Annotated in this window: 23 protein-coding genes; 9 read left to right on the top strand and 14 right to left on the bottom strand. The window is 75.3% G+C overall.

Going from position 1 to position 21,604, the window contains the following annotated elements; genetic code table 11:
• The first annotated feature begins 38 nt into the window (after positions 1 to 38).
• Positions 39 to 1,238 (top strand): zinc-binding dehydrogenase, encoded by a 1,200-nt coding sequence (locus tag IR170_RS17035; protein WP_193666073.1) that lies wholly within the window; start codon positions 39 to 41, stop codon positions 1,236 to 1,238.
• Here IR170_RS17035 and IR170_RS17030 read toward each other — a convergent pair.
• From IR170_RS17030 to IR170_RS17010, 5 genes are all read right to left on the bottom strand, one after another.
• Positions 1,235 to 1,954 carry a GAF and ANTAR domain-containing protein gene (locus IR170_RS17030; protein ID WP_193666071.1) on the bottom strand — a complete coding sequence of 240 codons (720 nt, stop codon included), beginning with the start codon at positions 1,952 to 1,954 and terminating at the stop codon, positions 1,235 to 1,237. The two genes, IR170_RS17035 and IR170_RS17030, sit on opposite strands and share 4 nt — an antisense overlap.
• A 147-nt stretch (positions 1,955 to 2,101) precedes the next feature.
• Positions 2,102 to 3,280: an alcohol dehydrogenase catalytic domain-containing protein gene (locus tag IR170_RS17025; protein WP_193666069.1), complete on the bottom strand. Its 1,179-nt coding sequence runs from the start codon at positions 3,278 to 3,280 to the stop codon at positions 2,102 to 2,104.
• On the bottom strand, positions 3,277 to 4,116 hold the full coding sequence (locus IR170_RS17020) for a glycosyltransferase (protein WP_193666067.1): 840 nt from the start codon (positions 4,114 to 4,116) through the stop codon (positions 3,277 to 3,279). The genes IR170_RS17025 and IR170_RS17020 overlap by 4 nt, the downstream gene beginning before the upstream one ends.
• The gene (locus IR170_RS17015) at positions 4,109 to 5,479 is read right to left on the bottom strand and encodes a PIG-L family deacetylase (RefSeq protein ID WP_193666065.1); all 1,371 of its coding nucleotides are present in this window, start codon (positions 5,477 to 5,479) and stop codon (positions 4,109 to 4,111) included. The genes IR170_RS17020 and IR170_RS17015 overlap by 8 nt, the downstream gene beginning before the upstream one ends.
• Positions 5,473 to 6,549 carry an acyl-CoA dehydrogenase family protein gene (locus IR170_RS17010; protein ID WP_193666063.1) on the bottom strand — a complete coding sequence of 359 codons (1,077 nt, stop codon included), beginning with the start codon at positions 6,547 to 6,549 and terminating at the stop codon, positions 5,473 to 5,475. Before IR170_RS17010 ends, IR170_RS17015 begins: the two co-directional genes overlap by 7 nt.
• A 223-nt stretch (positions 6,550 to 6,772) precedes the next feature.
• On the opposite strand from IR170_RS17010, the gene IR170_RS17005 reads away from it, so the two are divergent.
• Positions 6,773 to 7,588, top strand: a complete 816-nt coding sequence (locus IR170_RS17005) for a sigma-70 family RNA polymerase sigma factor (protein ID WP_227489468.1) — start codon at positions 6,773 to 6,775, stop codon at positions 7,586 to 7,588.
• A gap of 26 nt (positions 7,589 to 7,614) precedes the next feature.
• Here the strand turns inward: IR170_RS17005 and IR170_RS17000 are convergent, their stop codons facing one another.
• On the bottom strand, positions 7,615 to 8,238 hold the full coding sequence (locus tag IR170_RS17000; protein ID WP_193666059.1) for a hypothetical protein: 624 nt from the start codon (positions 8,236 to 8,238) through the stop codon (positions 7,615 to 7,617).
• A gap of 125 nt (positions 8,239 to 8,363) precedes the next feature.
• Here IR170_RS17000 and IR170_RS20450 point away from each other — a divergent pair, with 125 nt between their 5' ends.
• The 4 genes from IR170_RS20450 to IR170_RS16980 all read left to right on the top strand — a co-directional run bounded on the left by IR170_RS20450 (position 8,364) and on the right by IR170_RS16980 (position 11,402).
• Positions 8,364 to 9,035, top strand: a complete 672-nt coding sequence (locus IR170_RS20450) for an ANTAR domain-containing protein (protein WP_193666057.1) — start codon at positions 8,364 to 8,366, stop codon at positions 9,033 to 9,035.
• 20 nt (positions 9,036 to 9,055) lie between these two features.
• Entirely contained in the window at positions 9,056 to 9,733 is a 678-nt protein-coding gene (locus IR170_RS16990; RefSeq protein ID WP_193666055.1) for a GAF domain-containing protein, read from the top strand.
• 44 nt (positions 9,734 to 9,777) lie between these two features.
• Complete coding sequence (locus tag IR170_RS16985; protein ID WP_193666053.1) at positions 9,778 to 10,515, top strand: GAF and ANTAR domain-containing protein; 738 nt, start codon at positions 9,778 to 9,780, stop codon at positions 10,513 to 10,515.
• Positions 10,516 to 10,631: 116 nt separating this feature from the next.
• Positions 10,632 to 11,402, top strand: coding sequence for an AfsR/SARP family transcriptional regulator (locus IR170_RS16980; protein ID WP_193666051.1), 771 nt, complete (start codon positions 10,632 to 10,634; stop codon positions 11,400 to 11,402).
• Positions 11,403 to 11,409: 7 nt separating this feature from the next.
• On the opposite strand, the gene IR170_RS16975 is transcribed toward IR170_RS16980, so the two are convergent.
• The 6 genes from IR170_RS16975 to IR170_RS16950 all read right to left on the bottom strand — a co-directional run bounded on the left by IR170_RS16975 (position 11,410) and on the right by IR170_RS16950 (position 16,119).
• Positions 11,410 to 12,678, bottom strand: coding sequence for a glutathionylspermidine synthase family protein (locus tag IR170_RS16975; RefSeq protein WP_056903261.1), 1,269 nt, complete (start codon positions 12,676 to 12,678; stop codon positions 11,410 to 11,412).
• Entirely contained in the window at positions 12,678 to 13,139 is a 462-nt protein-coding gene (locus IR170_RS16970; RefSeq protein ID WP_056863237.1) for a DUF350 domain-containing protein, read from the bottom strand. The genes IR170_RS16975 and IR170_RS16970 overlap by 1 nt, the downstream gene beginning before the upstream one ends.
• Positions 13,140 to 13,267: 128 nt before the next feature.
• Positions 13,268 to 13,666 (bottom strand): hypothetical protein, encoded by a 399-nt coding sequence (locus IR170_RS16965; RefSeq protein WP_227489467.1) that lies wholly within the window; start codon positions 13,664 to 13,666, stop codon positions 13,268 to 13,270.
• Positions 13,663 to 14,247, bottom strand: a complete 585-nt coding sequence (locus IR170_RS16960) for a potassium channel family protein (RefSeq protein WP_193666049.1) — start codon at positions 14,245 to 14,247, stop codon at positions 13,663 to 13,665. Before IR170_RS16960 ends, IR170_RS16965 begins: the two co-directional genes overlap by 4 nt.
• A 43-nt stretch (positions 14,248 to 14,290) precedes the next feature.
• Entirely contained in the window at positions 14,291 to 15,544 is a 1,254-nt protein-coding gene (locus IR170_RS16955) for a uracil-xanthine permease family protein (protein ID WP_193666047.1), read from the bottom strand.
• A 131-nt stretch (positions 15,545 to 15,675) separates the two neighbouring features.
• Entirely contained in the window at positions 15,676 to 16,119 is a 444-nt protein-coding gene (locus IR170_RS16950; protein ID WP_056863233.1) for an OsmC family peroxiredoxin, read from the bottom strand.
• A gap of 68 nt (positions 16,120 to 16,187) precedes the next feature.
• Here IR170_RS16950 and IR170_RS16945 point away from each other — a divergent pair, with 68 nt between their 5' ends.
• On the top strand, positions 16,188 to 16,640 hold the full coding sequence (locus IR170_RS16945; RefSeq protein ID WP_193666045.1) for a MarR family winged helix-turn-helix transcriptional regulator: 453 nt from the start codon (positions 16,188 to 16,190) through the stop codon (positions 16,638 to 16,640).
• A gap of 46 nt (positions 16,641 to 16,686) precedes the next feature.
• On the opposite strand, the gene IR170_RS16940 is transcribed toward IR170_RS16945, so the two are convergent.
• Positions 16,687 to 18,318, bottom strand: coding sequence for an acyl-CoA dehydrogenase family protein (locus IR170_RS16940; RefSeq protein ID WP_193666043.1), 1,632 nt, complete (start codon positions 18,316 to 18,318; stop codon positions 16,687 to 16,689).
• A 94-nt stretch (positions 18,319 to 18,412) separates the two neighbouring features.
• Here IR170_RS16940 and IR170_RS16935 point away from each other — a divergent pair, with 94 nt between their 5' ends.
• Both IR170_RS16935 and IR170_RS16930 read left to right on the top strand, forming a co-directional pair.
• Complete coding sequence (locus IR170_RS16935) at positions 18,413 to 19,138, top strand: PaaX family transcriptional regulator C-terminal domain-containing protein (RefSeq protein WP_319805137.1); 726 nt, start codon at positions 18,413 to 18,415, stop codon at positions 19,136 to 19,138.
• A 72-nt stretch (positions 19,139 to 19,210) separates the two neighbouring features.
• Positions 19,211 to 20,152, top strand: a complete 942-nt coding sequence (locus tag IR170_RS16930; RefSeq protein WP_193666040.1) for an SGNH/GDSL hydrolase family protein — start codon at positions 19,211 to 19,213, stop codon at positions 20,150 to 20,152.
• A gap of 3 nt (positions 20,153 to 20,155) precedes the next feature.
• Here the strand turns inward: IR170_RS16930 and IR170_RS16925 are convergent, their stop codons facing one another.
• Entirely contained in the window at positions 20,156 to 21,529 is a 1,374-nt protein-coding gene (locus tag IR170_RS16925; protein WP_193666038.1) for an FAD-dependent oxidoreductase, read from the bottom strand.
• Between the last annotated feature and the right edge of the window lie 75 nt (positions 21,530 to 21,604).

Here is a 21,604-nt window from a genome sequence, read left to right as displayed (position 1 = left end):
TTACCGCCACCGGCAAGGCGCGCCGCTAGTCTCCCCGGATGCGCGCCGTGACCTGCACCGACGGCGAGCTCGCCGTCGTCGACCTGCCCGACCCCGAGCCCGGCCCCGGCCAGCTCCTCCTCGACGTGCGGCGCTGCGGCATCTGCGGCTCCGACCTGCACGCGCGCCACCACGGCGACGACCTCGCCGACGTGCTCGACCTCGTCGGCTACCCCCGCTTCATGCGCTCGGGCCAGGCCGGCGTCTTCGGCCACGAGCTGCTCGGCGAGGTCGCCGACCACGGCCCGCGCACCCGCGGACGGCTGCGGCCCGGCACGCCCGTCGTCGCCGTGCCGCTGCTGCGGCGCGGCCGCGAGGTCGACGGGATCGGCCTGTCGGTCGCCGCCCCGGGCGCCTACGCCGAGCAGGTGGTGGTGCAGGAGTCGCTGGCGCTGCCGGTGCCCAACGGGCTCGACCTCGACGTCGCGGCGCTGACCGAGCCGATGGCCGTCGCCTGGCACGCCGTGGCCCGCGGGCAGGTGCGCCGGCGCGACACCGCCGTGGTGCTGGGCTGCGGCCCGGTCGGCCTCGCGGTCGTCACCGTGCTCAAGGCCCGCGGCGTGCGCCACGTGGTGGCCAGCGACCCCTCCCCCGGGCGGCGCGCCCTCGCCACCGCGTGCGGCGCCGACGTCGTGGTCGACCCTGCCGTGGCGTCGCCGTACGACCCGGCGGTGCAGCGCGGCGCCTTCGCGACCCTGCCGGCGGCCTACAACGCCGCGATCGACGCCGTGGAGGGCCTGAGCCGGCTGCCGGTCGGCTGGTGGCACGGCTGGCGCGCGGCCGAGCGGGTCGGCGCCGCCACGCCGAAGGCGCCGGTGGTCTTCGAGTGCGTGGGCGTGCCCGGCATGCTCGACGGCGTGCTCGCCGAGGCGCCGCTCTTCTCCCGGGTGGTCGTCGTCGGGGTCTGCATGGGGCCCGACACGCTGCGCCCCTCGCTGGCGGTCAACAAGGAGCTCGACCTGCGCTTCGTCGTCGGCTACACGCCGCTGGAGTTCCGCGACACCCTGCACGCGCTCGCCGAGGGCGACCTCGACCCCTCGCCGATGCTCACCGGTCGGGTCGGACTCGACGGCGTCGCCGGGGCCTTCGAGGCGCTGGGCGACCCCGAGCGCCACGCCAAGGTCCTCATCGACCCCTCCCTGCCCGGCACGCAGCTGCACGCGGTGGCCGCGGCGGGCGGCACGGGCGCGGACGCCTAGGCGCCCGCGGGCTCCGGCTCCCCGGTCGCGGTCGCACCGCGACCGAAGCGCGCCTCGTGGTCGGCCACGACCGAGGCGGCGACGTCGCGCAGCTTGGTCTCCGTGCTGGCCGACATGCGCGTCAGGTAGGCGAACGCCGTCGGCTCGTCGATCTCGAGACGGTGCATGAGCAGGCCCAGCGCGATCCCGATGACCTTGCGGCTGGTCAGCGCGGCGCTGAGGTTGCCGATCCGCTCGGCGTGGCCCATCGCCAGCGCCGCGTGGGAGGCGAAGAGCTCGCTCATCTGCACGGTCTCGTCGGAGAGGGTGTCGGAGGAGAAGGAGTAGAGGTTCAGCGCGCCGAAGGTGCGGGCGTCGGAGTTGAGCCGCACCCCGAGCTGCGAGCGCAGCCCGAGCCTCACGGCGCCGGGGATGAAGGCCGGCCAGCGCTGCTCGTGACGGGCGTGCTCGACGCGCACGACGCCGTCGGTCTCCAGCGCCTGCAGGCAGGGGCCCTGACCGGTGTCGTACTGGAGCTGGTCGAGCTCCACGACGACCTGGTCGGTCCACGCGCGTGTCTCGATCCGCCCGCCGCGGTGCGCGACGCTGATGCCCACGTGGTCGATGCCCGGCGTGGACTCGCAGGCCACCTTCGCGATCGTCGCGAGGGCGGCGTCGAGGTCCTGGGGCTGCTTGAGATCGGCGGAGGCCTGGGCGAGGGCTGCGGCGATGTCCATGTGGGCCAGCATGCGGTTCCGTCCGGGCGTGCGCCACCCCGGACGTCGTGGTCCGCGTGGGGGCGCAGGGGACGGGGTCGCTGTTGGGCCCCGATCGAGCGAGCCGAACACTAGCAACCCACCTCGACCGGGGCCCACCGGGTCGCCCTAGGGGTTGAACACCACCTTGACCATGCCGTCGGCCTTGTCGCGGAACGAGCGGTACGCCGCCGGCGCCTCCTCCAGCGGCAGGTGGTGCGTGGCGAAGGTGTCGACGCCCAGCGGGTCGTCGTCGACGAGCAGCGGCAGCAGGTCGTCGGTCCAGCGCCTGACGTTGGCCTGACCCATGCGCAGCTGGATCTGCTTGTCGAAGAGCGTCAGCAGCGGCATCGGGCTGGCGGCGCCGCCGTAGACGCCCGAGATCGAGACGGTGCCGCCGCGGCGCACCGCGTCGATGGCGCTGGTGAGCGCGGCGAGGCGGTCGATGCCGACCCGCTTCATCAGCGGCCTGGCGAGCGTGTCGGGGAGCAGCCCGACGCCCTTGACGACCTTCTCGGCCACGGGGTTGCCGTGGGCCTCCATGCCGACCGCGTCGATGACGGCGTCGGCGCCGCGGCCCGCGGTGCGGTCGCGCACCTCAGTGGCGAGGTCGTCGACCCTGTCGATGTCGATGGTCTCCGCGCCCCGGCCGTGCACGCGCGCCAGCCGCTCGGGCACCCGGTCGGCGACGATCACGCGATGGCCCTCGTGCAGGGCGATCCGCGCGGCCATGTCGCCGATGGGGCCGGCGCCGACCACGAGCAGCACGCCGTCGGGGGCGAGGTCGGCGTACCGCACGGCCTGGTAGGCGGTGGGCAGGACGTCGGAGAGGAAGAGGAACCGGTCGTCGGCGGGGCCCTGGGGCACCTTGACGGGCAGGAAGTCGGCGAACTGCACGCGCAGGTACTCCGCCTGTCCGCCCGGCACCTGCCCGTAGAGCTTGCTGTAGCCCAGGAAGCTCGCGCCGGTGCCCTGGTCGCGGTTCTGGGTGGTCTCGCACTGGCTGTGCAGGCCCTGGGTGCACATCCAGCAGGTGCCGCAGCAGATGTTGAAGGGCACGACGACACGGTCGCCGACCTTCAGGTCGCGAACCTCGGGGCCGACCTCCTCCACGACGCCCATCGGCTCGTGGCCCACGACGTCGCCGGGGGTCATGAAGGGGGCGAGCGGCTCGTAGAGGTGCAGGTCGGAGCCGCACAGCCCGGTGCTCGTCACCCGGATGACCGCGTCGGTCGGGTCGACGATGGTCGGGTCGGGCACGTCCTCGACGCGCATGTCGCGCACGCCCTGCCAGGTCACGGCCCTCATCGCACGCCTCCCTCGGTGCGGGCGGGTGCGGGGGTGCGGGGGACGGGACTCGTCATGGTGCCTCCTGGGTCGTCCGGTGGAGCGGTCACGACCCGGTTCCCCGTCGCGCCGGATGCATGCGGGGCCGACCCGTGCAGCCGCGACTCGAGGTCGCGCAGGAAGCCCGCGAAGCCGCCCGGCGTGCGGCCCCGGCGCCGCCCCGACGTCGTCACCCGCGGCCCGCCGACGGGCACGACGCCCCCCGCCCGCAGCGCGTCGACGAGCGCGGAGTCCTCGTGCTCGGCGACGTCGGGGAAGCCCCCGGCGGCGAGGTAGGCGTCGAGGCGCACGCCGAGGTTGGCGCCGTGGACGTGGTCGCCGGGCTCGGGCGAGGTGTGGTGGGCGCGCCAGGCCCGGGCCAGGTGCTCCTCGACGTCGCGGGGGTCGGGCACGACCCGCCCCAGCACGAGCCGGGCGCCGTGCTCGGCCAGCCGCACCTGGGTGACGAGCCAGTCGGCGGGCACGACCGTGTCGCCGTCCGTCGTCGCGACCCAGGTGGCGGCCGGCGGGGCGCCCAGCAGGGCCGCGCCGTGCCGCACCCCGGCGGCCCGGGCCGCGCCCACCCGGCCGGCGTCGAGGGCGACCGTGCGCACGCCGTGGGACCGTGCCACCTCGGCGGAGGCGTCGGTGCAGCGGTCGAGCACCACCAGCGTCAGCAGGCTCAGGGCCGGACGGTCCGCGGCCAGGAGGTCCGAGGCCGCGGCGAGCGCCTCCAGGCAGCCGGGCAGCAGCTCCTCCTCGTCGTGCACCGGCACCACGACCAGGAGCGCGTCGAGCCCCGCGACCGCCTCAGGCACGGGGGTCGGGCAGCAGGTCGGTGGGGCCGATCACCAGGATCTCGACGTCGCGGTCGACCCAGGCGCCGAGCACGTCTCCCAGCCCCGCCGCGGCGACGACGCGGTGCACGTCGGGGCCGTCGAGCACCCACCCCTCGACGCGGTGGCGCCAGTGGCACAGCACGAGGACGCCGTCGTCGGTGAGGCAGGCCCGCACCCGCTCGACCAGCCCCTCGAGGTCGCGGGGGCTCAGGAAGTAGCCGGTCTCGGAGAGCACGACGAGGTCGAAGTCGCCCTCCGGCCACTCCCCCGGCACGACCGCGGCCTCGAGCCGTACGCCGTCCAGCAGCGCCAGGCGGTCGCGCGCGTGGCCCAGGGCGGCCGGGCTCGCGTCGAGCGCGACGAGCTCGCGGCAGCGCGGGGCCAGCTCGGCGGTGAGCGCCCCGGTCGAGCAGCCCACCTCGAGCCCCCGCAGGAAGGAGGCGCGTGGCAGCGCCGCCAGCAGCAGGGACCGCTTGCGCTGCTCGTACCACCGCCGGTCGGTGCCCCACGGGTCGGCGTCGCGGCGGTGCACCTGCTCGAGCGCCTCGTCGGTGGCGCCGGCCTCCACGAAGAGCTCCTCGGCGCCGGCGAAGTGGGCCAGGAAGCCGGGCGACAGCAGCGCCTCGTCGCCGGGCGCGGCGGACAGCGGCGCGACCTGGCTGCGGTGGGCGGCCATCGCCCGGGCCTTGGCCTCCCGGGCCACCGGGGAGGACCGCACGGCCCGCAGGTCGGACCAGGGCGCCAGGTCGGGCCGGCCCCAGTGCCAGAACCACACGGGGTACTCCAGCAGCCGGGCACCGGTGCGCACCGCCGCCGCGGCGGCGGCCCGCCCGGCGGCCTCGTGGTCGGGGTGCTGGTCCCCGCGCCACGGGGCGACGACCACCGTGTCCCGGCCGTCGCCGACCAGCCCGACGAGGGCGGCGACCACCTCGTCCTCGTGCGCGGCCACGGCGCCGTCGGGCAGGCCCAGCAGCCACGGGGTCGAGCCCGGCGCCAGGACGTCGACGGCGGCGCGGACCTCCTCGCGCCGCAGCCCCGCGAGCTCGGCGGGGGTGTGGGTGGGCGAGTCGGGGTGGCTGGCCTCGCCGTCGGTGAGCACGACGACCCGCACCTCCACCCCGCGGGCGTGGGCCTCCGCCACCAGCGCTCCCGCCCCCAGCGTCTCGTCGTCGGGGTGGGCCGCGACGACCACCAGCACCGAGCCCCGTTCCGGTGCCGGTGCCGGTGCCGGTGCCGGTGCCAGCAGGCGGGCCGGGTCGAGCGCACGCACCTCGCGGCGCCGCGGGTGCCGTCGCCACGCCGTCGCCTCGGTGCCGGGTGCGTCGTGGGCGAAGGTCACCACGCCGACACCCCGGGCACGCTCGAGCCCCGGGCCAGCAGCTCCCGGCCCAGGGCGGCCTGGTCGCGCTCGCCGTGGTGCTGGCGCACGTAGAGCCCCAGGTCGGCGACGCGCCGCGCGTGGCGGTGCTCGTGGGCCAGCGGACCGGGCCCCAGGGCTCGGGCGACCCGCCCCGTCACCTCCTCCACGGCGTCGGCCACGACCTGGCGCGCCCGCAGCGCGGCCAGCGCACCGCTCGCGCCCGCCGCGCAGCCGGTGTCGACGTCGGTGGCGGCCTCGACGAGCACCGCGCGGGCGGCGGCCAGCGCCGCGTCCACCGCCCCGAGGTGCACCAGCGCCACCTGGTCGGGGTCGCGGCGGCCGCACTGCTCGTGCAGCCGGCGCGCGACCGCCACGGCCCCGCCGTACCAGACCGCGGCGACGCCGATGCCGCCCCAGGCGAAGCCGGGCCGCTCGAGGTACCAGCCCGGCCCCCCGACCTCACGGGCCGGCACACCGTCGAGCACCACGGTCGAGGTGACGGCCTCGGCCAGCCCGAGCGAGGACCACGGGCCGTCCTCCACGAGCACGCCGGGGTCGGCCAGCCGCACCGCGAAGAGCCCGCGGCGCTCCTCGTCGACCCAGGCGGTCACCAGGGCGTGGGACACCTCGCGCGCCAGGGAGCACCAGGGCTTGCGGCCCGTGAGCCGGACGCCGCCGGTGGCCGGGTCGGGCACCGCCCGCAGCCGCGCTCCGGGTCCCTCGGCGGCCCAGACACCCCACGAGGGTCGTCCCTCGTCCTTCTCCAGCAGGTCGTCGACCCCCGCGGCGGCCGGGCCGGCCTCGGCCAGCACCGCGACCGCGTCGAGGTGCGGCTCCAGCGCCCGCGCGGCCGTGAGGTCCTGGGCGGCCACCGTGGCCAGCACCTCCCAGCGCCGCAGCGTCTCCCCCGACCCCGGCAGCGGCACGTCGTCCTCGACCTCGAGCGCGAGTCGCACCATCGCCGCGACCCCCGCGTCGGCCACGTCGTACGCCGCGCGCGCCAGGTCGACCAGCGGGCGGGTGCCGGCGGCGTGCCCGCGGCTGAGCAGCACCGGCTCCGGCGCGGGCGACGCCGCGGGCGGACCCGACCCCGGGGGGACGAGCGGGTGCGGGGTCAGGTGCCGGGCGGGGTGCATGGGCACCGGTTCCCCCCGCGGGCCCGGTCATGCACCGCACCCCTGCGGGTGGCGTCACCACCCGGCCGCGTGGCTAGCGTCGGTGACCGGACCCCGCTGGAAACACCGGCGATCCACCCCCACGCCGAAGGACCCGGTCATGCCCCCGACCTGCCTTCCCGACCCCTGCGACAGCACCCGTGTGACCCGCGCCGAGCGCTCCCGCCGCACGGCCGAGCTGGTCGCGCGCAGCGTGGCCGGCTCCGCCGAGACCCGCCGCGAGGCGCTCGACGAGGTCGTCGTGCTCAACCGCGGCGTGGCCGAGGCCGTCGCCGCGCGCTACCGCGGGCGCGGGGTGGCCGACGACGACCTCGTGCAGGTCGCCTACGAGGGCCTGGTCAAGGCCGTGCGCCGCTTCGACCCGGCGGCCTCGGAGGACCTGCTCACCTTCGCGGTGCCGACGATCCGCGGCGAGGTGCTGCGCCACTTCCGCGACCTGGGCTGGTCCGTGCGGCCGCCGCGACGGGTCCAGGACCTGCAGCGCGCCCTCGAGCAGCAGGGCACCGCGCTGGCCCAGCGGCTGGGCCGTGAGCCGACCACCGCGGAGCTGGCCGCGGCGTGCCGGGCCACGGAGCAGGAGGTCGACGAGGCCAGGGCGGCGCGCGGCTGCTTCCGGCCGACCTCCCTCGACCTGCCCGTCGGTGACGGGGGCGCCGGCGGCGACGGGGGCGCCACGCTGGGCTCGCTCCTGCCCGACGACTCCGACGACGGGCTGGCCGGGGCCGAGGCCCGCGCCGACCTGGGTCCTGTCGTGCGCACCCTCGACGCCCGGGACCGCCGGGTGCTGGCCCTGCGCTTCGTGTGGGGCCGCAGCCAGCGGGAGATCGGCGAGGAGCTCGGGGTCAGCCAGGTGCAGGTGTCGCGACAGCTCAGCCGGATCCTCGGCACGCTGCGCCACGACCTCGGCGCGGCCTGAGCGCCGGTCCGGTGGTGAGCCCCCGGTCAGGCCCCGCCGGCGAACCCCGAGGCCGCCGTCCAGGTCAGCGAGGTGCCCTCGGGGCCGTCCCACGTCACCAGCGGCCCGTCGGCGGCGGGCTCGATGGTCATGGCCTGCCAGCCGTCGAAGCCGAGGGCGGAGTCGACGTCCCACGTCGTCAGGTCGCCGGTGGCGGCCAGGGCCAGGGAGTCGCTGGGCGGGTCCCCGTCGTAGCAGTAGAGCCCGAAGTCGGCGATGACGGCGACCACGCCGTCCTCCTCGGTCACCTCGATGCCCTGGCAGGGGTCGGGCTCCTCGGAGCGGTGCAGCACCACCGGCGTGGTCCAGGCGCCCTCCCGCGGGGAGTAGTGCTGCTCCAGCAGCCGGTCGCCCGAGGCGGAGTACCACAGCCTGACCTTGCGCCCGTCGGGCAGCGAGACCTGGGTCTCGTAGTCCTCCCGGAAGGCGTCGTCGAAGGTCTCGGTGGACGGCGCGTCGTCGTAGACCGAGGTGTCGCGCGCGGGGTCGTAGACCGTGGCCGGCCCCTCGGCGTCCGCTCCGCCGCCTCCACCACCCCCGCCGCCGTCGCACCCGACCAGCGGGAGCAGCAGGACCACGACGGCGAGCACGAGCGGCCGACGAGCGGTCACGGCTGCCTCCTGGGTGGCGCGGGCACTGCGGGAAGGCTACCTCCGCGGCCCGGGTGTGCGAGGGTGGCGGACAAGGCCGCGCCCACTCCGGGTGCACCGATGGTCGACCGGGGGGGGCGCGTACCGTGAGCTCGCCCTGGCCCGACCTCGAGGACCTCTTCGGGCGCCTCGAGCGCTGCGAGGACCTCGCCGAGGGCGCCGGCGCGGTGGCCCGCTTCGCCCGGGAGCGCCTCGGCGCCGACCACGCCGGCCTCTCGCTGCACGGCGAGCCGGGCGCCGCCACCCGCCTGGCCCTCACCGACCCACTGGTGGCCGAGCTCGACGAGCTCCGCCTGCTGCTGCACGGCGGCCCCGGCAGCCGTCCGCTGACGGAGGGCTCCGCCGCCAGCGTCGCCGACACCCGTCACGACCCGCTGTGGCCCGCGTGGAGCACCGCGGCCGCCGGGCTCGACGTGCTGTCGGTGCGCGTCCTGGGCCTGCCCGCGATCCGGGGGCACGCCGTCACCCTCGACCTCTACTCCCACCGGCCGCGGACCTTCGAGCACGACGGCTGGGCCGACCTCGGTCGCACCGCGCTGCAGGCCGGGCGGCTGCTGCGCCAGGTCGACCGGGTGCAGAACCTGCGCGAGGCGCTCACCACCCGCGCGCTCATCGGCCAGGCGCAGGGCATCGTGATGGAGCGCCACGCCCTCACCTCGGAGCAGGCGATGGCCTACCTGCGACGGGTGTCGCAGCAGTCGCAGGTCAAGGTGCGCGACCTCGCCGAGCGGATCGTCTCCGGGGCGGAGCCCCGGTGACGCCGGTCGGACGGATCCTGATGTCGCTGATGGACGAGGCGGGCAGCGACCTCACCCTGCCCGAGCTGCTGTGCCGCTCCGCCAAGCGGGAGCTCGACGCCGTGGCGGTCGGGCTCGCCGTGATGGCGCCCGACTCCACGAGCGAGCTCGTCGCCGCCTCGGACCAGTCGGCGCACGAGCTCGAGGTGCTCCAGCTGACCCTCGGGGAGGGTCCGTGCGTGGAGGCCTTCCGCACCGGTCGGCTGGTGCAGCTCGCGGAGCTCGGCGCCGGCGAGCAGCGGTGGCCGGCCTACTCCGCCCACCTGCTCGAGCGAGGGGTCGGCGCGGTCTTCGCCTTCCCGCTGCGCATCGGCGGCATCAGGCTCGGCGCCCTGGACGTCTACCGCACCCGCGCCGGGGCGCTCGACGACGACGACCTGTCGCTGGCGCTGCACTTCGTCGACGCCGCCGTGGTGGTGCTGCTCCACCTGCAGGACCCCGCCCTGCGGGACACCCTCGGTGACCGTCGGCTCGACGACGCCGTCGACGGGTTCACCACCCACCCCGAGGTCCACCAGGCCACCGGCATGGTCTCGGTGCAGGCCGTGGTGAGCCTGCACGACGCGCTCCTGCTGCTGCGCGCGCACGCCTACGTGGCCGACAGGTCCATCATCGAGGTGGCACGCGACGTCGTGGCCCGCAGGATCGACTTCCGGTGACCCGCCCGCCGGGCCTCCGCACCGACGACCGAGGAGGGACACCCGTGTCTCGTGAGCAACTGCTGGCCACCACGTTCGTCGAGCTCGCCGACACCCTCGGCGACGACTTCGACGTGGTCGACTTCCTCCAGAACCTCGCCGAGCGCAGCGCCGAGATCCTCGGCGCCGACGCCGCCGCCATCATCCTGGCCGACCAGCGGGGCGCGCTCCGGGTCATCGCCACCACCAGCCACGCCGCGCGCGACCTCGAGCTCCAGGCCCTGGCCACGGCCGAGGGGCCGTGCCTCGACGCGTTCCACTCCGGCGAGGACGTCGTCAACGTGCCCCGCACCGAGGGTCTGCGGCGCTGGCCGCGCTTCCTGAGCGCGGCCGAGGACCTCGGCTACCCGTCGGTGCACGCCGTGCCGCTGCGTCTGCGCTCGGAGCGCCTCGGAGCGATCACCCTGCTCTACGCCGCCATCACCGAGCTCACCGACGACGACCGGGCGCTCGCCAGGGCACTCACGGCGGTGGCGACCGTGGGGCTGCTCCAGGAGCGCACCCCGCGGCAGCGCGAGGTGCTGGCCGACCAGCTCCAGGCGGCGCTGAGCCTGCGGGTCGTGGTGGAGCAGGCCAAGGGCGTGGTGGCGGAGTGGGCCGAGCTCGAGATCGAGGAGGCCTTCGCCCTGATGCGCGCCTTCGCCCGCGAGCACGCCCGCTCCCTGGGAGCGGTCGCCACCGACGTCATCGAGGGACGGCTCGCGGTCGGGGACCTGCTCCCCCCCGAGCGACCGACGACCTGAGGCGGAGCGGAGCACGGTCGCTTTCTCCGGCGCCCGGGGACGCGATGGGGTTAGGGTTGGCTCCGCGGTCAGACCGGTGCTGCGATCCCCCCTCCCCCCACGGAGCACCGCCCGCCATGCCCGGTCCCCGCACCACCCCGCCCGTCCTCGTCCGCCTGCTCGGCGGTCTCGAGGTCGTGCGGCGCGACGGCACCGTCGTGCCCCCCGCGGCGTGGCGCACCGGCAAGACCATGGACCTCTTCCGGATGCTCGCCCTGGCCGACGGGCGGCCCGTGCGGGCGCGGGCCCTCACCGACGCCCTGTGGTCCACGGCGTCGCCGGAGCACGCCGGTGGCAGCCTGCGCACCGCGGCCAGCCAGATCCGGCGCGCCGTCGAGGCAGACTGCGTCGTGCGCCACCCCGAGGGGCTGGTGCTCGAGGGCGCGTGGGTCGACGTCGCCGTCTACCGCGACCACGCCCGCCACGCCCGGCTGGCCCTCCTCGACGACCGGCTGGTCGACGTGCTCGACCACACCCGGCGGGCCGAGACGCTGTGGGCCGGCGACCTCAGCGCCCACGACGAGACGGCGGCCTGGGCGCGGGCCGAGCGGTCGGCCCTGCGCGGCCTGCGCTCGGTGCTGCTCGCCGACGCGGCGGAGGCGGCCCTGCGCACCGGAGCCCTGCGCGAGGCCGTCGACCTGGCCCAGCGGGCCATCGCCGTCGACCCCGGCGCCGAGGCCGTCCACCGCACCCTCATGACGGCCTACGCCGAGCTGGGCGAGACCGCGGCGGCGCTGCGCACCTTCGAGGGCTACCGTCGCCAGCTCGCCGAGGAGCTCGGCGCCGACCCCTCCCCGCAGACCCGCGAGCTGCACCTGCGGCTGCTGCGGGGCGCCGGGGCCGACTGAGCCCCGGTCAGCCCGGCGGCAGCGACGGGGGCGTCACCGGCGTACGCGTGGCCAGCCAGCCGCGCACGGTGGCGTCGTCGGGGCTGAGCCCGTCACTGATGGCGTGCGGCACCACCCGGCTGAAGTAGTCGGTGACCATGCCGTCGGACTCGCGCACGATCATGCCGGCGGCCTGCCCGTCGACGACCCAGGAGCCGAGCACCACGTAGTTGCCGCCGTAGACCGGCAGCGGGTAGTAGCGCTGGTAGACGAAGCCCTCGGCTCCGTAGGGGCCGGGCTTGGTCTGCTCGTGGCCGTCGGCCAGGTGCACGGTGACGTTGTCGCCCTCGCGCCCGTGCAGCGGCTTGGCCACCCACTCCTCGAGGTCGCGGGGCTCGTCGAAGTAGGCCGGGAGCAGCAGCCGGTGGCCCGGGTTGCGCTCCCACAGCACGGGCAGGATCGCCTTGGTGCTCAGCAGCACCTTCCACGCCGGCTCGAACCAGCGCACCGGGGTCGTCTCGGCCTCGTCGAGCAGCAGCCGCCCGAACTCCTCGCCCAGCATGTCCTCCCACGGGTAGAGCTTGAAGGCGTTGCGGATCGGGCGGTCGTGCACGTCGCGGAAGTCGCGGGTGTCGGGGTTCCAGCCGACCTCGCCGATGGGGTGGGCCATCACGGTCCAGCCGGCCTGCACGGCGCAGTCCATGAGGTAGTGGACGGTCATCTCCATCTCGCCGCCGTCGTACTCCCCCTCCCCGCCGAGGTCGTAGAGGAAGTGCAGGTGGTCGCCCTCGAGCTCACCGGAGACGAGCAGGTCGCGCCAGCGGGCCACCAGACGGTCGTGCACGGAGTTCCACTGGTCGATGTCGGTCATGACGTCCTCGATCCAGCGCCACTGCACGACGCCGGTCTCGACCAGTCCGGTGGGGGTGTCGCCGTTGATCTCGAGCATCTTCACCGACCCGTCGGCGCCGTAGGCGAGGTCGAAGCGGGCGTAGACCGCGGGGTCGCCCCGCTCGATGGAGCGGCGCACGAGCGCGAGGCTGCCGGGCGGCAGGCCGAGGCGCTCGTCGGTCATCGTCGCGGCCATGTGGCCGGCCGCGTCGACGCACATCGCCCACAGCTCCTCGGTGGCGGCCTCGAGCAGCTCGACCTCGTCGAGGGTCACCTCGTACCACGCCGACTCGTTCCAGTAGGGCACCGTGCGGCCCTCGGGGGTCGGGGTGACGGGGAAGATCAGCCCCTGCTCGGTGACGATGCGCTCCCACTCCGGGCGCGGGCGCGACGCGTGGCGCCACATCAGGCGATGCTGGCGCAGACGATGAGCGCCACCGAGATCGCCGACGCGGCCGCGACGTAGGCCAGCGGGCGCACCGGGCCGGGCTCGCACACGATGGTGCGCAGGTCACCGGGGGTCAGCGCCTCGACGACGAAGAACATCACCGCGTTGAGCGCCACGCCGAGCAGGCCGAAGCACAGCGTCCAGACCAGGGCCCAGCCCAGCGACGTCTCGCCGTTGGTCCAGATCGCGGTGAAGAGCACCAGGGCGTTGGAGACCAGCCAGGAGGCGGTGACCAGCCCGGCCGAGCGCGAGGCGGCGTGCACCGACTCCGCCCCGGTCTCGTCGATGCCGCGCAGGTGGCTGCCGAGGTGGCCCGGGGTGACGAGGTCGAGCACGTAGTAGGCGACGACGAGCAGCACGCCCGCGGCCAGGGCGTAGACGATCGCGTGCCCGAGGGCGACGAGCAGGGCTTCCAGCATGAGTTCTTCCTAGGGGTTCGGTACGACGAGCAGGGCGGGTGCGCGGCGGGGCCCGGCGGGTCGGGCGGGTCCGGCGGGTCGGGCGGGTCGGGCGGGTCCGGCGGGTCGGGCGGGTCGGGCCGGGCGGGTCAGGAGGAGATGCCGCGGCTGACGCCGCCGAAGCCCCCGGTCTTGGTGACGCTCTTGACCGACGTGCCGCCGCTGCTGGGCAGCCCGCCGCGCTGGACGTTGCCGCTGAGCGAGGAGCCGTTGAAGGTGCCGCCGGAGACGGGGCTGCCGACGCCCGGCACGCGGGAGCTGGCGCCGAGGTAGTACCAGAAGAAGCCCGAGCCGGTGCCGTTGTAGTCGGAGTCGTCGTCGCACTCGTCGTCGTCGACGCGCTCCTGGGTCTCGGGGTCGACGCACACCGCGGCGTAGTCGGCGGAGGTCGAGCAGCCGGTGAGTCCGGCGGCCATGAGCGCGGTGACGCCGATCGAGACGCCGGCCGAGCGCATGCGGCGGGTGGTGGTGCCGGGGCGGGAGGTCATGGGCGGTCCTTCGTGCGAGAGGTGGCGGGCGCCGAGGTGGTGGCCGCAGGGATGACGGGCGTGCCGTGGAAGGTGGCGAGCATGCGGTCGTCGACGTCGTGGTGGGCGCTCTCGCGGGAGGCGGCCTCCCGCAGGACCTCCTCGACCCAGGCGCTGCCGTGGACGTCGGTGAGGCTGGCGCGCAGCAGGTGCTCGAGGGTCTCGACGCGGTCGTGGAGCGACTCGACGGTCTCGGCCAGCGCGACCTGCTCGTCGTGGGAGAACTGGTCGCGGTCGACGACGAGGCCGGCGATGACGTGGCCGATCGCGATCGGCACCAGCAGGAGCATGGTGACGATGAGGACGCTGGCCACGCCGCGCCCGGCCGTGGAGGAGGGGTAGGAGTCGCCGTAGCCGACCGTCGACCCGGTGACGATGCCCCACCACAGCGACTCGACGGGGCCGCGGTCCTCCAGCACGGCGTAGGCCATCGAGCAGCCGACCCAGACCACGACGATGGCGACGACGAGGGCGAGGGGGGCGTTGACCAGCCGGCGCACGGGGGCGGTGGCCCGGCGCGGGGTCTCGGTGACGGACGTCATGGGCCACCTCCTGCCACCGGCGGGGGCACCTCAAACCCGTCGCTCACACGCGCAGCCGCTCCAGCGCGGTGGCGCCGTGGTAGACGACGAGGGCGGCGACGGTGCCGAGCGCGATGCCGGTGACGAGCACGTCCTCGCCGCCGAGCGTGAGGTTCCCGATGCCGATCACCAGCGCGACGGCAGCGGTGAGCTGGTTGACCGGGCGGGAGAAGTCGACGCGGTTGTCGATCCAGATCTTCACGCCGATGACGCCGATGAGGCCGTAGAGCGCCACGGTGACGCCGCCGAGCACGCCGGCGGGGATGGTGTTGACCAGCGCACCGAACTTCGGCGACAGGCTGAGCACGAGCGCGACGACGCCCGCGACCCAGTAGGCCGCGGTGGAGTAGACCCGGGTGGCGGCCATGACGCCGATGTTCTCGCCGTAGGTCGTGGTGCCCGAGCCGCCCGCGGAGCCGGCCAGCGTGGTGGCGATGCCGTCGGCGAGCAGGGCGCGCCCGGTCAGCCGGTTGAGCGACTCGTCGCCGGTGAGGTGGGCCACGGTGCGCACGTGGCCGACGTTCTCCGCCACCAGCACCAGCACGACGGGCAGGAAGGCCGGCAGCACGCTCCAGCTCGGCTCGGGGGCGAAGAAGTCGGGCAGGCCCACCCAGGCCGCGTCGCGCACCGGGCCGAGGTCGACGGCGCCGGCCAGCGCGGCGACGACGTAGCCGACCGCCACCCCGAGCAGCACCGAGAGGCGCGCGGCGAGCCCGCGCAGGCCGACCGCGACGACGACGACCGCGGCCAGGGTGATCGTGGCCGTCCACGGCGCGAGCTGGAAGTTCGCCGTGGCGGCGCCGGAGAGGTTGAGGCCGATGAGAGCCACGATCGCGCCCGTGACCACCGGCGGCATGAGCGCCTCGATCCAGCGGGTGCCGGTGACGAGCACGACCACACCGACCAGGGCCAGGGTGAGCCCGACGGCCAGCACGCCGAAGAGGGCGTTGCCCAGGGTGCCGGTGGCCGTGGCGGCCTGGATCGGGGCGATGAAGGCGAACGACGAGCCGAGGTAGCTCGGCAGCCGGTTGGCCGTGACGAGGAGGAAGAGCAGCGTGCCGACGCCGGAGAAGAACAGCGTCGTGGTGGGCGGGAAGCCGGTCAGCAGCGGCACCAGGAAGGTCGCCCCGAACATCGCGACGACGTGCTGGGCGCCCAGGCCGATCGTGAGCGGCCAGGCCAGCCGCTCCTCGGGCCGCACGATCTCGTCGTCGGCGACCGTGCGGCCGTCGCGGTGCAGGGTCCAGGAGAGGCGCATGGGGTCATCGTCGCGTGTCGAGGACCCGCCGTGCCGACCGGGGCACCACGTGGACCGGGGCCGGCCGCCGCGGCGTGGTGGCCGCGGCGACCGGCCCCGGGCCGGTGGAGCTGGTGGAGCTGGTGGAGCGCTCAGTCCTCGAGCGCGGCGTCGAGGGTGATCTCGACACCGGTGAGGGCCTTGCTGACCGGGCAGCCGGCCTTGGCCGCGTCGGCGGCCTTCGCGAAGCCGGCGGCGTCGAGGCCGTCGACCTCGCCGCGCACGGTCAGGGTGATGCCGGTGAGCTTGAAGCCGCCGTTGGCGGAGTCGGGGCCGAGCGAGACGTCGGCCTTGACGTCGAGGGCCTGCGGGGTGCCGCCGGCCTCGGCGATGAAGGCCGAGAGCTGCATGGCGTAGCAGGCGGAGTGCGCGGCGGCGATGAGCTCCTCGGGGCTGGTGGTGCCCCCGGCCTCGTCAGCGGCGCGCTTGGGGAAGGAGACCTCGTAGGTGCCGACCTTGGAGCTGGAGAGCTCGACCTGGCCGGAGCCGTCCTCGAGGGTGCCGTTCCAGGCGGTGCGAGCGGTGCGCGTGGGCATGTGCTGTTCCTTTCGGTCGACGAAGATGTCTTGCACACAAGATACCTGCCCACGAGTAAGATTCAAGCATGTCCTCCACCACCGAGGTCGGGCACGAGCTCGACGCCCTGCTCTGCTTCGACCTCTACGCCGCCTCGCGGGCGGTGACGGCCGCCTACCGACCGATCCTCGAGGACCTCGGGGTCACCTACCCGCAGTACCTCGTGCTCGTCGTGCTCTGGGGCCGCGACGAGCGCGCGGTCAAGGACCTGGCCGCCACCCTGCGCCTCGACCACGCCACCCTGACGCCCCTGCTGCGCCGCATGGAGCAGGCCGGCCTGGTCACCCGCCGCCGCAGCACCGCCGACGAGCGGGTGGTGCTGGTCGCCCTCACCGCCGCCGGGGAGGCGATGCGACCGGAGGCCGAGCGGGTGCAGTGCCGGGTCGCCGAGGCACTGGGGGTCACCGCCGAGCAGGCCGTCGCCTTGCGCGACCTGCTGCGCGGCGTCACCGCGTCGGCCGGCCGCTCCCTGGAGGGCTGACCCGGGTCCGGACGGGTCAGGGCACGACGGGTCAGGGCACGACGGGTCAGGGCACCTCGACGAGCGCCCGCTCGACGACGGGGTCGAGGTCGAGTCCGGGCGGCAGCGTGCCGAGCGCTCCGCCCCAGTCGCGCCCCAGGCGCGAGGCGCAGAAGGCGTCGGCGACGGCCGCGGGGGCGTGCCGCACGAGCAGCGACCCCTGGAGCACCAGGGCCAGCTGCTCCACCACGCGCCGCGCGCGCACCTCGAGGTCGTCGAAGGAGGTCAGCTCCTTCTTGAGCCGGGCCAGGGCGTCGTCGAAGCGGCGGTCGGCGCCCGCGGCCAGCTCCACCTCGCCGAGGAAGGCGTCGAGGGTGTGCGGCTCGCGCCCCAGGGCGCGCAGCGCGTCGAGGGCGGCGACGTTGCCCGAGCCCTCCCAGATCGAGAGCAGCGGCATCTCGCGGTAGAGCCGCGGCAGGTCGGAGTCCTCGATGTAGCCGTTGCCGCCGAGGCACTCCAGCGCCTCCCCCACCGCGACGGGCGCGCGCTTGCACACGTAGTACTTCGTCACGGCCAGGCCGATGCGGCGCAGCGCCGCCTCGCCCTCGTCGCCGCGCACGGCGCGGTCGTTGGCTCCGGCCAGGCGCAGCATCGTCGTCGTCGCGGCCTCCGACTCCACCGCCAGGTCGGCCAGCACGTTGCGCATCAGGGGCTGCTGCAGCAACGGGCGACCGAAGGCCGCGCGGTGGCGGGCGTGGTGGGCGGCCTGCACCAGGCCCGCGCGCATGCCGGCCGCGGAGCCGATGACGCAGTCGAGACGGGTCATGTTGACCATCTCCACGATGGTGCGCACGCCGCGCCCCTCCTCGCCCACGAGCCAGCCGACGGCTCCGTCGTACTCGATCTCGCTGGAGGCGTTGGAGCGGTTGCCGAGCTTGTCCTTGAGCCGCACGAGGCGCAGCGGGTTGCGCTCGCCGCCGGGCAGGACCCGCGGCACGAGGAAGCACGACAGGCCGCCCGGCGCCTGGGCGAGGGTGAGGAACACGTCGGACATCGGCGCGCTGGTGAACCACTTGTGGCCGACCAGCAGGTGGGTGCCGTCGCTCTGCGGCGTGGCCGTGGTGGTGTTGGCGCGGACGTCGGAGCCGCCCTGCTTCTCGGTCATCGACATGCCCGCGACGAGCCCGCGCTTGGTCTCGGGGTCACGCAGGACGGGGTCGTAGTCGCGCCCGGTGAGCAGCGGCTCGAGGCGCGCCGAGAGGTCGGCGTGCGCGCGCAGGGCGGGCACGACGGCGTAGGTCATCGAGATCGGGCAGGTGTGGCCGGCGTCGACGTTCCACACCATGAAGCGGCCCGCGCGCGCGACGTGGGCGCCCGGCCGGTCGTCGGCCCAGGCGGCGCCGTGCAGCCCGTGGGCGACGGCGGTGCGCATCAGCTCGTGGTAGGCCGGGTCGTAGACGACCTCGTCGATGCGGTGGCCGTAGCGGTCGTGGGTGTGCAGCACCGGGCGGTGGCGCTCGGCGAGGCGGCCGAGCTCCTGCGCCTCGGCGCTGCCGGCCAGGCGGCCCAGGTCGGAGACCTCCCCGAGCGCCCACCCGGCCCCCTCGCGCTCCAAGCCCTCGCGCAGGGCGGCGTCGTCGCTGGTGTCGTGCCCGACCAGCGGCGGCACCTGGTTGAGCACCTCGTGGGTCGCGGTCATGGGCCCTCCTGGGATCGACGCGTCGGGAGACGACATTACGTCTGACGTGACAGTTGTGTCCAGAGACGTAATGCCCCTGTGGTTGACTCGGCCGGTGCCCGAGGTCAAGCCGCTCCCCGCCCGCTCGGTGGTGCTGAGCCTCCTGCTCGGGGCGCACCCGCGACCGATGACCGGGGCCGAGCTCGTCGGGGCCGGCGAGCACCTGGGGGTCGCGCCCGCCACGGTGCGCGTCGCCCTGAGCCGCGCGGTCGCCGCCGGCGACGTCACCCGCGAGGGCGCCGAGCACCGCCTCGGCCGCCGCCTGGTCGAGCGCCGCGAGCGTCAGGAGCACCGCCCGCGCGCCGCCGCGTGGGACGGCGACTGGGAGATGGTCGTGGTCACCGTGGCCGGGCGCCCCGGCACCGAGCGCTCCGCCCTGCGCTCCCGGCTGGCCGCCGCCCGACTCGCCGAGCTCCGCGAGGGGGTCTGGACCCGGCCCGCCAACCTCGAGCGCCCCACCCCCGCCGACCCGACCACCACCCTCTTCCGCTCCCGCCCCGACGACGAGCCCGGAGCGCTCGCCGCCCGCCTGTGGGACCTCCGGGGCTGGGCCGAGGAGGCGGAGCGGACGACGGCCGCCCTCGCGGAGGCGGCCACGCCGGCGACCCGGCTCGCCCTCGCCGCGCGGCTGGTGCGCCACCTCGCCGCCGACCCGCTGCTCCCCGCCCCGCTCGAGCCGCCCGGCTGGCCGGCGGCCCGGGCGCGAGCGGCCTATGACGGCTACCAGCGCGACCTCGTGGCCGAGGTGCTCGGCGGGACCGTGACGCCCGGACGCCCTTGACGGGGGCGGGAGCGCCGCGTAGAACGCTGTGACGGGCGCCACCTCGCCCGTCCCCCCGTCGACGGAGACCCGATGCGCCCACGCACGCCCGCCTGCCCCGCCGCCCTGGCGTCCGTCCTGGTCGCGGTCCTCGCGCTGGCCGCGACCCTGCTCGTGGCTCCTGCGGGCGCCACCGGCTCGTCCGGCGGCGCCGCCACGGACCGCGACGCCCGGCGCGACCTGCGCGGCGCGCTGGCCGACGGGGCGCGCTACGTCGCGCTCGGCGACTCCTACAGCGCCGCCTCGGGCGTCCTGCCGCCCGACCCGACGGCGCCGCCCCAGTGCCTGCGCTCCACGCTCAACTACCCCCACCTCATCGCCGAGCGCACCGGCGCGCGCCTGGTCGACGTGACCTGCGGCGGCGCGGAGACCGGCGACTACGCCGAGGGCCAGTACCCCGGCGTCGCACCGCAGCTCGACGCGCTGAACCGGCGCACCCGCCTGGTCACGATGACGATCGGCGGCAACGACAGCGGCGTCTTCATCGGCTCGATCCTGTCCTGCGGCGCGCTCGGGGTGCTGTCACTGGGCCAGGGCAGCCCGTGCAAGGACCAGTTCGGCTCGAGCTACGAGGACACGATCCGCGACACGACCTACCCCGCGATCGTGAAGGTGCTGCGCCAGGTCGCCCGCCGCGCGCCCCGCGCCGAGGTCGCGATCCTCGGCTACCCGTGGATCCTGCCGCGCACCGGCGGGTGCTTCGACCGGATGCCGGTCGCCGAGGGCGACGTGCCCTACCTGCGCAGCCTCCAGGCCACGCTCAACGACGCCGTGCGCCGCGCGGCGGCGGCCACGGGCTCGACGTACGTCAACCTCAACCGGGTCTCCGAGGGCCACGACGCCTGCCAGAAGGCCGGCGTGCGCTGGATCGAGCCGGTGCTCCAGGGCACCAACCCGGTCATCGTGCACCCCAATGCGCTCGGCGAGGCCCGCATGGCCGCGCGGGCCATGCGGGTCCTCGACCTGGTGCCGTAGCGGTCAGCCCTGGGAGTCGGAGCCCTGGTCGTCGGAGCCCTGGGAGATGCGCAGCATCTCCTCGCGCGGGACGACCTTGATCCGCTCGCGACCCGAGGCCTCGCCCAGCGACACCTCGTGGGCGTCGAGACGCTCCCAGCCCTCCCAGGTGGTGACGCCGACGCCGCGGTCGAGCAGGAGCTCGACGATGCCGTCGGGGTCGCCGACCTCGGGGGCGGGGGTCTTCTCGAGGTCGGAGAGCAGGTGGCGCACGGTCTCGCTGGCGTCGGACTTGGTGTGGCCGATGAGACCGACCGGCCCGCGCTTGACCCAGCCGGTGACGTAGAGCCCGGTGAGCTGGATGCCGTCCTCGTCGACGACCCGTCCGCCGTCGTGGCGCACCACGCCACGGACGTCGTCGAAGGGCACGTCGGCCAGGCTGGAGGAGCGGTAGCCGATCGCGCGGTAGACCGCCTGGACCGGGGTGTCGACGAACTCGCCGGTGCCGCGGGCGTTGCCGGTGCCGTCCATCTCGGTCTTCTCGGTGCGGATCGCGACGACCTTGCCGTCCTCGCCGAGGATCTCGACCGGGGCGTGGCACATGTGGATGTGGATACGGTGCTGGGCGCCGGTCGGCTCGGCCTCGAGGTACTTGAGCAGGGTGTCGACCACGAGGCGGACGCCCTTGTTGCTGCTGATGCGCGACTGGCCGTCGTCGTCGATCTGGAAGCCCTCCTCCTCCACGAGCACGTCGATGCTCGGGGAGTGGGACAGCTCGCGCAGCTCCATGGGGGAGAACTTGATCTCCGCGGGCCCGCGGCGCGCGAAGACGTGCACGTCGGTGGCCTGGTTGGCCTTGAGGCCCTGGTAGACGTTGTCGGCGATCTCGGTGGTCAGCTGCTCGTCGGCGGGCTTGGCCAGCATGCGGGCGACGTCGAGCGCGACGTTGCCGGCGCCGATGACGGCCACCGAGCGGGCGTCGAGCGGCCACTCGGAGGGCACGTCGGGGTGCCCGGCGTACCAGCTGACGAAGTCGGCCGCGCCGTGGCTGCCCTCGAGGTCGACACCGGGGATGTCGAGGGAGCGGTCCGACATGGCGCCGGTGGAGAAGATCACCGCGTCGTAGTGGCGCTTGAGCTCGTCGAGGGTGACGTCGCGGCCGTACTCGACGTTGCCGAGGAAGCGGATGGAGTCGCGGTCGAGCACGCGCCGCAGCGCCTTGACGATCTCCTTGATCCGCGGGTGGTCCGGCGCCACGCCGTAGCGGACCAGGCCGTACGGCGCGGGCAGCCGCTCGATCACGTCGACGCTCGCGCCTTCGTGCTCCTTGGTCAGGATGTCGGCCGCGTAGATGCCCGCGGGACCGGCACCGACCACGGCGACCCGGAACTTCCTCATGACTGCTCACTCCTGATGCGAGAGGGACGGCGCGCAGGTCGCGCACCGAGGACGGGCGCGCCTGCGCCCTGCACC

The sequence above is a fragment of the Nocardioides kribbensis genome (genome assembly GCF_015070375.1).
Lineage (GTDB): Bacteria > Actinomycetota > Actinomycetes > Propionibacteriales > Nocardioidaceae > Nocardioides > Nocardioides kribbensis.
The sequence above is the reverse complement of the archived record's forward strand: the minus strand, read 5'-3'. Positions and strand labels throughout refer to the sequence as shown.